This is a genomic window from Caballeronia sp. NK8, assembly GCF_018408855.1.
Classification (GTDB): Bacteria; Pseudomonadota; Gammaproteobacteria; order Burkholderiales; family Burkholderiaceae; genus Caballeronia.
This window is the reverse complement of record NZ_AP024322.1, coordinates 2,066,229-2,078,274: the sequence shown is the minus strand read 5'-3', so window position 1 is coordinate 2,078,274 and position 12,046 is coordinate 2,066,229. Positions and strand designations below refer to the sequence as shown.

The following is a 12,046-nucleotide window of genomic DNA, read 5'->3' as shown; positions in this document are numbered from 1 at the left end:
GTGGCGGCGCATGATTCATCGAGCCATGCGCGAGGCGGCATGAGCGACGAGATTGCCCGCCAGATCGCCGATGCCGGCCAGCTCGAAGGCCCAGCGCGCCGCGCGCGTCTCAAGCGCCGGCCGATGGCCCCAGAACGCCGCCCAGTCCGGCACGCCCGCGCCATTCCATGCGTGCCAGAAGCGTGTGACCGCGTCGCGCGAGGGCGCGTCGAGCGTGTGCGTGTAATGCGCGAGCGCGGCGTCGAGCTTGGGCAAATGAGCGTCGTCGGCTTGCGGGTAGATGTGCCAGACGAACGGTTTGCCCGCCCATTGCGCGCGCACGAAGGAATCCTCGCCGCGCACGAAATTGACGTCGGCGGCCCAGAGCAGTTCGTCGAAACGAGGCTGTTCGACGAAGCCGAGCGCGTGCGCCTCCAGCGCGCCGGCGCGCGCCGACATGCCGGCCGCGAACCTCGGCAGACCGAAAAAGCGGGCGAGCGCGCCGGAGATACGGCCTTCGGGCACGAGCAGCACGACCGGCGCAGCGCCGTCGCGCCATTGTGCGAGCAGCGCGTCCACCGCCGGATTTTCATACGCGAAGAGCGACACGACCGTCTGCTCTGCGCCTGGCCGCTCGATGCCGACACGCTCGCGCCACCACGCCGCCGCATCGAAGCGCTCGCGACGCGCATCGAGATCGTGCTCTTTCAGCACGCCGCCCGTGCCTTTGCCGAGCCCAGGAAAAAAGAAGCTCTTTTCGAGCGGATAGCGCGGATGCGGCGACGGCCGCAGATGGAAATCCGCGACCCAGTCTTCGCCGCTCAGATATTCGAGATTGACCCACACAGGCTTCGGATCGCGCCGCGCCATCGCGGTGATGTACGCGTGCGGAAGTTCGCAGGCGAACGCTTCGATGACGACATCCGCGATGGCGAGCGTGTCGCCCGCGTGGGCGGGTTCGCGCCAGTGCTCGATCGCCACGCCCATGGCTTCCTGGCGCGCGAGCGTTGCATCGACGGCGGGGCAGAGCGCGTGGAACACCGTCAGATCGTCGACGAAAAGCCGCACGCGCCAGCCGTGCTCGGCGCGCAATTGCCGCGCGAGCCGCCAGCACACGCCGATGTCGCCGAAGTTGTCGACGACCGCGCAGAAGATGTCGCAGGCGAGTTCCGGTGCGGCTGGATGCGTAATCATGAGGAGGAAGGCGCGCGGCGTAATGTTCTAAACTGGCGATTCTAGTGCGACACGCACGCTCGTGTCCGTGGGCCTCGCGTTAAGAGGCATCGACTAGAGGGATATCGCCTGAGACTTCGGTCTTGGTCGCTCTACCCTCCGCAGGCGGCCCCCTTGTGGGCCGCGCCCTTGTAGTAGGGGTGGTTTCGGCCACTTCCTGGTTGGAACGAACCGCGGCGCAGCTTGGCCGTGGAACGTTTTGCATTAGTCTGGTTACCACCAGATTCCGCCCAGTCAGCGGCTTCACTTCCGCTGACAAAGCGGAGTGTTGTTTGCAGCGTTCGCCGCCTAGTGTGGTGAACCCGCTACACGATACGAGCGAAAGCTCGGGATGTCATTGTTCGGCCCGACCTGCTGTTTAGGGGAGGGCAGTGAACCTGCTGTACGACCAGCAGTAGCCTACGAGGACATGCGTCACTGGCAACGGTGGGGTGTGAAGCTCCTCGGACAATGTAGCCCCCAGACGTATCGGGCGAACCGTTCCCGTGAGGGGACTGTTCGGAGACTCCCAGCAGCAAGGGGGTTGAGGAGCTAGGCTGGCTGATAGGGTTAATGTAAGTGAACTGCTGATAAACCTCGTTACCAGTGAGGAGCTAAAGCTGCTTGAATCATCGGGCTCTAACCAAAACGGTAGGTGGTCGGATAGCCCACTTAGAATTTGGGCTACGTCGTCACAGCACCACCGGGGGATAGGCAGAACCTACGTCAGTCGTGTGACATGCCGGGAACGTGGTAAGCCCGTATGGTCGCCAGCGCTGTGCGGCTGGCAGACGAACCGTAAGGAACGTTGTTGATCATGCGGGTATGGGAGGACGGAAAAAGCGAATGCCGGGCTGTAATGGCACGGATAGGGGTTGAGACATTATCCCACGCGAAAGCGGGCAGACTTCCGTCTGGTCTACCGTCGCAAGGCGGCTGACTACCCTCTGTAACTTGGTCAGGTGCGGGTGCATGCTCCCGTACTGAGGTGTTTGTCCGAGATAGGGGCGTGCGCGCTCCTATTGAGGTGTCTGTTGTTCCCCAGAGGGGTGTGTCTGCCCCTCTGGGGGAGATGCGCCTTCTGCCTGGGGACCTTTTCCAAGTAGGAGAGCAGCATGAAAGTATCTGGTCGAAAGACTGGATCTGCGCTTTCCCACGCGCCTGCCAACTGGAATGCCGTCGATTGGCGGCGGGTTGAACGGAACGTGAGAGGGATGCAGATTCGAATTGCGAAGGCGACGCGGGAAGGTGACTGGCGCAGGGTGAAAGCCTTGCAACGGATGCTTACCCGCATGTTGTCCGCAAAGTTGTACGCGGTACGACGTGTTACGCAGAACCAGGGTGCGCGAACGGCAGGAGTCGATCGCGAACTGTGGGACTCGCCTGAGAGCCGGTGGGAAGCCATCGGCAGGTTGAAGCGGCGTGGATATAAACCTTTGCCATTACGGAGAGTCTTTATCCCCAAGGCCAATGGAAAGGAGCGTCCTTTGGGCATTCCGACCATGCGGGACAGGGCGATGCAAGCCTTGTATCTGCTGGCTTTGGAGCCGGTAGCAGAGTCGACGAGCGACCCGAACTCGTATGGGTTCCGGATCAATCGTTCAACGGCTGATGCTATGGGTCAGGTACGAGCTTGTACGTCCCGGAGGGATTCGTCCCGATGGGTACTGGAAGCGGATATCAAAGGCTGCTTTGACCACATCAACCATGATTGGCTGGAACGACATGTCCCGATGGATAGGGAAGTCCTTCGGAAGTGGTTGAAGGCTGGCCTGATTTACAAGGGGCAGCTACAGGCGACTGAGGCCGGTACGCCGCAGGGAGGCATCATCTCCCCGACGCTGGCAAACGTGACGCTGAACGGGCTGGAGCGTGAACTGATTGCGCACCTCGGTGCGAAATTCGGGATCGCAAAGGCAAAGAAGCTGAAAGTGAATGTGGTGCGATACGCGGATGACTTCGTGATCACCGGAGACTCGAAAGAGATTCTGGAAAACGAGGTCAGGCCTTGGGTGGAAGCATTCCTTGCTGTACGAGGCTTGCAACTGTCAGAGGCGAAAACGCGGGTCACCCACATTGACGAAGGCTTCGATTTCCTTGGGTGGAATTTCCGGAAGTACTCGGGAAAGCTGCTCATCAAGCCGAGCAAGAAAAACGCGCAAGCGTTTTATCGCAAGGTGGCGGAAACGATCAGCGGCAACAAAACGGTAAAGCAGGAGGATCTAGTCCAACTGCTGAACCCGATGTTGCGCGGATGGGCGCAGTATCACCGTCCGGTCTCGGCCAAGCAGACGTACAGCCGGATGGAGCATCTGATCTTTCGGAAGCTCTGGCGGTGGTCGAAGCGGAGGCATCCGCAGAAGAGCGCTGTATGGGTGAAGCAGAAGTACTTTCACTTTGTTGGTGCCCGGAATTGGGTGTTTGCCGTTCGCACGGAGCGCGAGGACGGCAGTTGGGGGCTGAATGAGCTGTACCAGCTTAGCGGTACAGCTATCAAACGGCACACGAGGATCAAGGGCGAGTTCAATCCTTTTGATCCGAAGTGGGAGCAGTATGGCGAGACATTGCGGCAAGGGCGCATGTGGGAACAGATGCGTTACCGGAAGCAGTGGGCCGCGCTATATCTGTCACAAAGCGGGCTATGCGCGCATTGTGGCTGTGCCTTGACGGACGAAACGGGTTGGCACGACCATCATCTGGAATATCGGATGCATGGTGGCACTGACGCCTTGTCCAACCGGGCGCTGCTTCACCCGCACTGCCACCGGCAAGTGCATGCTGGAAAACTAGTTGTAACTAAGCCGGTTCTGTCGTAGACAGAACTTTGTTTGTAGATTTGAGCCGTATGCGGGGAAACTCGCACGTACGGTTCTCGGGGGGCCCGGCTTTCGCAAGAAAGTCGGGCTACCCGACAGATAACGCTCCCGGCACGGCTCACGCTCGTGCCGATGCCTTTCCGTCCCCCTTGCTGCATGACTGACACCGACGCCCCCCAACCGGATTTCGACCCGAAGAAGACGCTCGCGCAACTGCCGCATCTGCCCGGCGTATACCGTTACTACGACGGCGACGGCAGCGTGCTCTACGTCGGCAAGGCGCGCAATCTGAAGAAGCGCGTGTCGAGCTACTTCACGAAGACGCTGCATTCGCCGCGCATCGCGATGATGGTGACGCGCATCCGCAAGATCGAGACGACCGTCACGCGCTCCGAAGCCGAGGCGCTGCTGCTCGAAAACAATCTCATCAAGGCGCTCGCGCCGCGCTACAACATCCTGTTTCGCGACGACAAGTCGTATCCGTTCCTGAAGCTCACCGGTCACAAGTTTCCGCGCATGGCGTATTACCGCGGCGCGGTCGACAAGAAGAACCAGTACTTCGGCCCGTTCCCGAGCGCGTGGGCGGTGCGCGAGAGCATCCAGATCCTGCAGCGCGTGTTCCAGTTGCGCACCTGCGAGGACTCGGTGTTCAGCAATCGCACGCGGCCGTGTCTGCTGCATCAGATCGGCCGCTGCACCGCGCCGTGCACCGGGCTGATCACGGACGAGGATTACGCGCGGGACGTGTCGAACGCATCGCGCTTTCTGCTCGGCCGTCAGGGCGAAGTGATGAAGGAACTCGAGCAGAAGATGCACGCGTTCGCCGCCGATCTGAAGTTCGAGCAGGCCGCGGCGGTGCGCAACCAGATGAGCTCGCTTGCGACCGTGCTGCATCAGCAGGCGATCGAAGTGGGCGGCGAGAGCGACGTCGATATCCTCGCGGTCGTCGCGCTCGGCGGCAAGGTGTGCGTGAATCTCGCGATGGTGCGCGGCGGCCGGCATCTGGGCGACAAGGCGTATTTCCCGGCGCACGTCGAGAGCGCGATCGCCCTCGCCGATGAAGACGATCTGCCCGAGGTCGACGAAGCGATCGCAACGGATGTGGCGCCGGTGCAATCCGGGGTGGAATCCGAAACCGAAACCGAAACCGAACCACGCGAAGGCGCGCTCGAATCCGAAGTGCTCGAAGCGTTCATGGCGCAGCATTACATCGGCAATCGCGTGCCGCCGGTGCTCGTCGTGAGCCATGCGCCGGCGAGCCGCGAGCTCGTCGAGCTGCTGACCGAGCAGGCGGGGCACAAGGTCACGCTGCTGCGTCAGCCGCAAGGACAGAAGCGCGCGTGGCTTTCGATGGCCGAAAACAACGCCAAGCTCGCGCTCGCGCGGCTTCTGTCGGAGCAGGGCTCGCAGCAGGCGCGCACGCGCTCGCTCGCCGAAACGCTTTCGATGGAAATGGACGATCTCGCGCAACTGCGTATCGAGTGCTTCGACATCAGTCATACGATGGGCGAGGCGACGCAGGCGTCGTGCGTCGTCTATCACCATCACAAGATGCAGTCGGGCGAATATCGCCGCTACAACATCACCGGCATCACGCCCGGCGACGATTACGCCGCGATGCGCCAGGTGCTGACGCGCCGCTACGAAAAGATGGTCGCGCAGGCCGCCGCGAACGCGAACGACGAAGCCACGACCCTGCAACCCGACGACGCCGCCGATCCCAACGTCACGCCGGACGCCGCCGAGCCGGTCGCCGCGGGCGGCACGCTGCCGAACATCGTATTGATCGACGGCGGCAAGGGTCAGGTCGAGATCGCGCGGCAGGTGTTCTCCGAACTCGGTCTGGATCACGGCATGCTGGTGGGCGTCGCGAAGGGGGAAGGGCGCAAGGTCGGGCTCGAAACGCTCGTGTTCGCCGACGGCCGCGCCGCGCTCGAACTCGGCAAGGAAAGCGCCGCGCTGATGCTCGTCGCGCAGATTCGCGACGAGGCGCACCGCTTCGCCATCACCGGCATGCGCGCGAAGCGGGCGAAGGCGCGCCAGACCTCGCGGCTGGAGGAACTGGAAGGTGTGGGCGCGAAACGCCGGCAGCGTCTGCTTTCGCGCTTCGGCGGATTGCGCGGCGTGCAGGCGGCGAGCGTCGAGGACCTGGCGAGCGTCGAAGGCATTTCGCTCGCGCTCGCGCAACAGATCTATCGTCAGTTGCATTGAGCGGCACGGCCAGCTCACAGGCCAGCCGCGCGGCGCGTTGCCTTGTGAGCGCGGGATCGACGCGGCACAATGGCGGCTTCCTTACATGTCCCTCAACCGTATTCGCCCATGCCGTTCAATCTACCGATCTTCCTGACGTGGCTGCGAATCGTGCTGATTCCGCTCGTCGTGGGCGTGTTCTATCTGCCGGACATGATGATGAGCCCGGAGCATCGCAATCTGCTCGGCATGGTCATCTTCGTGCTCGCCGCGCTCACCGACTGGTTCGACGGCTTTCTCGCGCGCAAGCTCGATCAGACGTCCGCGTTCGGCGCGTTCCTCGATCCGGTCGCCGACAAGCTGATGGTCACCGCCGCGCTGCTCGTGCTCGTGCAACTGGGGCGTCTGAATGCGGTGATCGCGCTCGTCATCGTCGGGCGCGAGATCACGATTTCGGCGCTGCGGGAATGGATGGCGCAGATCGGTGCTTCGAAAAGCGTCGCGGTCAATCAGCTCGGCAAGTTCAAGACCGTCTGCCAGATGGTCGCGATTCCGATGTTGCTGTTCTACGGCCCGCTCAAGTTCTCCGGCACGCAATGGATGATCGACACGCGCGTGTGGGGCTTGTGGCTCATCTACGTCGCGGCGGTCCTCACCGTCTGGTCGATGTTCTACTACATGAAGCTCGCGTGGCCGCAAATTCGCGAGCGCGGCGGCATGCTCTGACGCGCCGGACGAAGCACGAAAAGGTGATCGAGAAAAATTGCGTCGAACCAGAAAATTCCTCTCACAAAACAGTTGACAGCCCTCTTTAGCTTCTACATAATCTCGTTTCTCTGATGCACGGCGCGACGCAACAAGCGCTGTAGCGGAAGAAAAAGCAGCACATGCGGGAGTAGCTCAGTTGGTAGAGCGCAACCTTGCCAAGGTTGAGGTCGCGAGTTCGAGACTCGTCTCCCGCTCCAGATTTTGAGGGTTTCGGTGTCGTCGGCGCTGATCTGGCAAAGCGACATGAAGCATCGGAACCGGCAGTACGTTGCAGGATTTTGCGGGAGTAGCTCAGTTGGTAGAGCGCAACCTTGCCAAGGTTGAGGTCGCGAGTTCGAGACTCGTCTCCCGCTCCAGTCAAAGGGGAAGCCAAGCTTCCCTTTTTGTTTGGTGAACCAAGCCGGCCCGATGACCGGTTACACCAGAACCGCTTGTGGCGCGGTAGCAAAGCGGTTATGCAGCGGCCTGCAAAGCCGTTTAGACCGGTTCGACTCCGGTCCGCGCCTCCACTTGAAAAGCCCTGATCCGTCAGGGCTTTTTTCTTTTCCGGACCTTTTCCGGACGCCGGTGCTCAGCCAATTTTTGCGTCCGTTCGCCGCGCGGCATAATCTCCGTACTTCTGGCACACCGACTCTCATGACCGATCAACTCTCGCAACTCGAATGGCGCTGGAAGCGCTTCGACGACCTGACGACCGCCGAGGTCTACGACATGCTCGCCGCGCGCAGCGCCGTGTTCGTCGTCGAGCAGAACTGCGTGTATGGCGATATCGACGGGCTCGATGTCGATGCGTGGCATTTGCTCGCGTACGGCAAGGGAGACACGCGCCCGGCGCTCGCGGGTTACTTGCGCGTGCTGTTGCCGGGCTATCCGGGCGAGAGCGAGAAGGACGTGCGAATCGGCCGCGTGCTGACGACCGCCAACTTCCGTGGCCTGAAACTCGGCAGCGCGATGCTCGAACGCGCGCTCGAACACATCCTCGCGCAATGGCCCGATCAGCCGATCAGCCTGCACGCGCAGGCGCATTTGCAGCGTTTCTATGGCGCGTTCGGCTTCGAGCCGTCGTCGGGCGTTCATGATGAAGACGGCATTCCGCACGTGTGGATGCGCCGTCCCGGCTTCGGGTCATGAGGTCGCGGCCTTCGTCCCGCTGATTCGCGCAGGCGCGTTGCGCTCGCTGCGCAGACGCGCACGCGCCGACAGCCGCAGCCAGTGGCGCAGCGCGATCAGCGCGCCGATCACGCTCATCATCGATCCGGGAATCCATAGCAGAAGGCCGCCGATCTGCTGATCGCGCATCGGCGTGATCCACGTGAATGCGCGGCCGCAGATCGAGTAGATCGGATACAGCTCGTGCGGCGTAAAGAAGATATACGCGCCGAGAATGATCTGCGGCGGGATCGCGGCGATCACCACCAGCACGCGTCTGCCGGGCGCGAGCCGCGCGGGCGGCGCGGGGCGCGGGTCCAGAATCAGCCACCAGAACAGCAGACCGTCGATCACCATGCTCCAGTTCATCACGCGATAGAGCCGGTAATCGAGCATCGCCTTGAAGTGGATCGGCGAGAGCAGCCAGAAGTAGATCAGCCCGACGAACAGCGTGACCGCGATCACCGGGTTGAACACGATATCGAAGAACACGCGCGCGATGCGCGTCTGCGCGGCCGGCCGCAGCCAGCGCCGCCGCCACGCGAACGGAATGCCCGCGCGCAATGCCGCGCCGGGATGCGACAGCGCGATCAGAAACGGCCCGAGATGATGCAGCACGAGATGCTGCAAGCGATGCATGAAGAACTCGTGCTCGAAGAAATAATCGAGCCGCGTATGCAGCGCGACATAGAGCGCGCTCAGCCCGAACCAGAACGCGATGCGCCGCGACACCGACACGCGCGCATGCCGCGCGCCGCGCGCAAACAGGATCGCGGCGACGAGCACGGCGATCACGACCGTCGGCGACGGTTCCCACGGATCGAGCCAGTACAGGAGCGTGCTCATCGTCAGGCGCCCTGCGCGTGAATCACGCGCTTCAGATCGCTCGCAATGGCGTCGATGGAATCGTGATCGGTCGCGAGCAGGCGCGCGTGACCGGCGGCATCGAAGAGATAGACGGCCGAGCTGTGCGTCACCTCGTACGCGCCGTCCGGATCGCGCTTTTCCATCTGATACGCCACGCGATAGCGCTGCGCGACCGATTCGATCGCGCGGTCCGTGCCGGTCAGGCCGACCGCGTGTTTGTCGTCGAAGGCGCGCACGTAGGATCGCAGGAGCGCGGGTGTATCGCGCGCGGGATCGACGGAGATGAACACGATGCGCGTCCGGTCCGCATCCGGCCCCACGCGCTGCATCACCTGCATGAGGCGCGCCATCGTTTCAGGGCAGACATCGGGGCAGTGCGTGTAGCCGAAATAGACGAGCGTGGTCTTACCCGCGAAGGACTGGCCGGTGACGGGTGCTCCGCCATCGTCGATGAGCGAGAAGTCCAGGTCCGGCAAATGGCCCGTTACGTCGGTCAGATGCCAGGGCTCGGCGGGTTTCGAGCAGGCGGCGAGCGCGCACAGCGAGACCAGAGCAAACAGGTTGCGGAGCGTGCGCCTTGCGGGAAGTCTGGGAAGGGCGAGGAACGAAGCGTGCATCGGGGATCGCGTTGCAGGATGATTCAGTACGGGTCACGCCGCAAAATACACGCCTTTGGCCGCGCGGCGAGCGCATTATCTCGCTATCGGACTATTTTTGAGACGATTTGCCGCACGATTCAGGCTCATCGAAAGGGGATTCGGGCAAGGTTGTAAGCTAGGACCTTTCTTAACCGAAAGACCCCGCGCGGTAAGATGCGCAATCTTCACGCGCGACAGCGGCATCTCGAGCGGCGCTGTGCAACGCCACGAAACAGGCAAACTACAGGCTAAAGATCGATGCAAATTCTTCCCGATTCCCTGTCTCTTGCCGAGACCGCCTTTTTCTTCGATTTCGACGGCACGCTCGTCGAACTCGCCTCCACGCCCGACGGCATCTTCGTGCCGCGCTCGGTGCCCGACATCCTCGCCGCGCTCAGACGCGCGACCAACGGCGCGGTCGCGGTCGTGTCGGGACGCGGCATCGACAATATCGACTCGTTCCTGCAGATGGACGATCTGCCCGTCGCGGGCATGCACGGCGCGGAACGGCGCGATTCAAACGGCGACGTGCAGCGCATTGGCTTCAACGACGAGCGGCTGCTGCGCATGGAGCACGCGCTCGAAAAGGTCGTCAACGCGAATCCGGGCATGCTGCTCGAAATCAAGGGCGCGGCGCTCGCGCTGCACTATCGCAACGCGGCGGATCGCGAGCCGGTCGCGCGCGCGGCCACCGAGAAGCTCGTCGCGCAATACGCCGACGCCTACGTGTTGCAGCCGGGCAAGATGGTCTACGAGATCAAGCCGAAGGACGTCGACAAGGGACGCGCGGTGCGCGCGTACATGGCAGAGCCACCGTTCACGGGCCGCAAACCCGTGTTCATCGGCGACGATCTCACCGACGAAAAGGGCTTCGCCGTGGTCAACGAGTTCGACGGTTTGTCCATCAAGATCGGCCCGGGCGATACGGTCGCGCGCGCGCGCATCGAATCGGTCGAATTGCTGCTCGACTGGCTGCAGGTGATCGCGGGCACGGCGGGGAAGCACGCGTGAGCCGGCTGATCATCGTATCGAACCGCGTGGCGCCGATTTCCGAAGGCGGACCCGCGGCGGGCGGCCTTGCCGTCGGCGTCTATGACGCGTTGAAGGAAACCGGCGGCATGTGGTTCGGCTGGAGCGGCGACGTGCTCACGTCCACGCCCGACGGCATCAAGCTGGAAGAGCACGGGCCGGTGACCTTCGCGACCATCGGGCTCGTGCGGCGCGATTACGACCAGTACTATCGCGGCTTTTCCAACGCGACGCTGTGGCCCGCGTTTCACTATCGCCCGGACCTGATCGAGTTCGACCGGCACGAATACGACGGCTATTGCCGCGTGAACCGCTGGCTCGCCGAGCAGCTCGCGCCGCTGCTCAAGCCCGACGACGTGATCTGGGTGCACGACTATCACCTGATTCCGTTCGCGCAGGCACTGCGACGACTGGGCGTGAAGAACCGGATCGGCTTCTTTCTGCACATTCCGTTTCCTGCGGCGCAGATTCTGTTGAGCGTGCCGCGACATCGCGAACTGGTGGAGGCGCTGTGCGCGTTCGATCTGCTCGGCTTTCAGACCGAACCGGATCTGCGCGCGTTTTGCGACTACATCGAAACGGAAGCGGACGGCGTCTTGCTGCGCGACGCCACGCGACCGGTCGAGGTGCGCGCATTCGGCCAGACGCTGCGCGCGGCGGCGTATCCGATCGGCGTCTATCCCGACGAGATCGCCGCGCTCGCGAAGGACGGCGAAAGCGGGCGCGACGTCGAGATCGTCAAGTCGACGCTGCATCATCGCAAGCTCGTGATGAGCGTCGATCGGCTGGACTATTCGAAGGGTCTGGTCGAGCGCTTTCGCGCGTTCGAGCGTCTGATCGAGCATGATTCGCATCAGCGCAACAACGTGTCGTTCCTGCAGATCGCGCCGCCGACGCGCTCGGATGTCGACGCGTATCGCGACATCCGGCTGCAGCTCGAAGCGGAATCGGGCCGCATCAACGGCCGCTATGCCGAACTGGACTGGACGCCGATCCGCTATATCCATCGTCAGTACGAGCGGCCGGTGCTCGCGGCGCTGTTTCGCGAGGCCCATGTCGGCCTCGTCACGCCGCTGCGCGACGGCATGAATCTCGTCGCGAAGGAATATGTGTCGGCGCAGGATCCGGACGATCCCGGCGTGCTCGTGCTGTCGCAGTTCGCGGGCGCGGCGCGCGAGCTGACGGCGGCGCTGATCGTCAATCCGCTCGATATCGACGGCATGGCCGACGCGCTCGCCACCGCGCTCAAGATGCCGCTCGCCGAGCGCCGCGCACGCTACGACGAGATGATGCAGCAGCTTCGCGACAACAACGTCTCCGTCTGGCGCGACAACTTCCTGCGCGATCTCAAGGCGCGTTGAACGTAAAAAAAGCCGCGTTTCCTTGCAGAAACGCGGC

The 12,046-nt window shown here is 62.8% G+C and carries 9 protein-coding genes and 3 tRNA genes; 9 read left to right on the top strand and 3 right to left on the bottom strand.

Annotation, left to right across the window (positions count from 1 at the left end; genetic code table 11):
* Positions 1–15: 15 nt before the first annotated feature.
* Positions 16–1,173, bottom strand: a complete 1,158-nt coding sequence (gene earP, locus NK8_RS09915; protein ID WP_213226206.1) for an elongation factor P maturation arginine rhamnosyltransferase EarP — start codon at positions 1,171–1,173, stop codon at positions 16–18.
* Between the two features lie 1,133 nt (positions 1,174–2,306).
* On the opposite strand from earP, the gene ltrA reads away from it, so the two are divergent.
* From ltrA to NK8_RS09880, 7 genes are all read left to right on the top strand, one after another.
* Positions 2,307–4,007: a group II intron reverse transcriptase/maturase gene (gene ltrA, locus NK8_RS09910; RefSeq protein WP_213226205.1), complete on the top strand. Its 1,701-nt coding sequence runs from the start codon at positions 2,307–2,309 to the stop codon at positions 4,005–4,007.
* A gap of 156 nt (positions 4,008–4,163) precedes the next feature.
* Positions 4,164–6,218, top strand: coding sequence for an excinuclease ABC subunit UvrC (uvrC, locus tag NK8_RS09905; protein WP_213226204.1), 2,055 nt, complete (start codon positions 4,164–4,166; stop codon positions 6,216–6,218).
* A gap of 108 nt (positions 6,219–6,326) precedes the next feature.
* Positions 6,327–6,923, top strand: a complete 597-nt coding sequence (gene pgsA / locus NK8_RS09900) for a CDP-diacylglycerol--glycerol-3-phosphate 3-phosphatidyltransferase (protein WP_162066034.1) — start codon at positions 6,327–6,329, stop codon at positions 6,921–6,923.
* Between the two features lie 163 nt (positions 6,924–7,086).
* A tRNA-Gly gene (locus NK8_RS09895) sits at positions 7,087–7,162 on the top strand.
* An 83-nt stretch (positions 7,163–7,245) separates the two neighbouring features.
* Positions 7,246–7,321: transfer RNA gene (locus tag NK8_RS09890), tRNA-Gly, on the top strand.
* 79 nt (positions 7,322–7,400) lie between these two features.
* A tRNA-Cys gene (locus NK8_RS09885) sits at positions 7,401–7,474 on the top strand.
* Positions 7,475–7,601: 127 nt separating this feature from the next.
* On the top strand, positions 7,602–8,096 hold the full coding sequence (locus tag NK8_RS09880) for a GNAT family N-acetyltransferase (protein ID WP_213226203.1): 495 nt from the start codon (positions 7,602–7,604) through the stop codon (positions 8,094–8,096).
* Here NK8_RS09880 and NK8_RS09875 read toward each other — a convergent pair.
* On the bottom strand, positions 8,091–8,960 hold the full coding sequence (locus NK8_RS09875) for a cytochrome c oxidase assembly protein (protein ID WP_213226202.1): 870 nt from the start codon (positions 8,958–8,960) through the stop codon (positions 8,091–8,093). The genes NK8_RS09880 and NK8_RS09875 overlap by 6 nt on opposite strands.
* 2 nt (positions 8,961–8,962) lie before the next feature.
* On the bottom strand, positions 8,963–9,598 hold the full coding sequence (locus NK8_RS09870; RefSeq protein WP_213226201.1) for an SCO family protein: 636 nt from the start codon (positions 9,596–9,598) through the stop codon (positions 8,963–8,965).
* Positions 9,599–9,877: 279 nt separating this feature from the next.
* On the opposite strand from NK8_RS09870, the gene otsB reads away from it, so the two are divergent.
* Positions 9,878–10,630, top strand: a complete 753-nt coding sequence (gene otsB / locus NK8_RS09865) for a trehalose-phosphatase (protein WP_162066030.1) — start codon at positions 9,878–9,880, stop codon at positions 10,628–10,630.
* Entirely contained in the window at positions 10,627–12,009 is a 1,383-nt protein-coding gene (otsA, locus tag NK8_RS09860; protein ID WP_213226200.1) for an alpha,alpha-trehalose-phosphate synthase (UDP-forming), read from the top strand. Before otsB ends, otsA begins: the two co-directional genes overlap by 4 nt.
* Positions 12,010–12,046: the final 37 nt, after the last annotated feature.

Coding starts and splice junctions, on each gene's coding strand:
- earP (WP_213226206.1), bottom strand. CDS start 1,173: ATGATTACGCATCCAGCCGCACCGGAACTCGCCTGCGACATCTTCTGC.
- ltrA (WP_213226205.1), top strand. CDS start 2,307: ATGAAAGTATCTGGTCGAAAGACTGGATCTGCGCTTTCCCACGCGCCT.
- uvrC (WP_213226204.1), top strand. CDS start 4,164: ATGACTGACACCGACGCCCCCCAACCGGATTTCGACCCGAAGAAGACG.
- pgsA (WP_162066034.1), top strand. CDS start 6,327: ATGCCGTTCAATCTACCGATCTTCCTGACGTGGCTGCGAATCGTGCTG.
- NK8_RS09880 (WP_213226203.1), top strand. CDS start 7,602: ATGACCGATCAACTCTCGCAACTCGAATGGCGCTGGAAGCGCTTCGAC.
- NK8_RS09875 (WP_213226202.1), bottom strand. CDS start 8,960: ATGAGCACGCTCCTGTACTGGCTCGATCCGTGGGAACCGTCGCCGACG.
- NK8_RS09870 (WP_213226201.1), bottom strand. CDS start 9,598: ATGCACGCTTCGTTCCTCGCCCTTCCCAGACTTCCCGCAAGGCGCACG.
- otsB (WP_162066030.1), top strand. CDS start 9,878: ATGCAAATTCTTCCCGATTCCCTGTCTCTTGCCGAGACCGCCTTTTTC.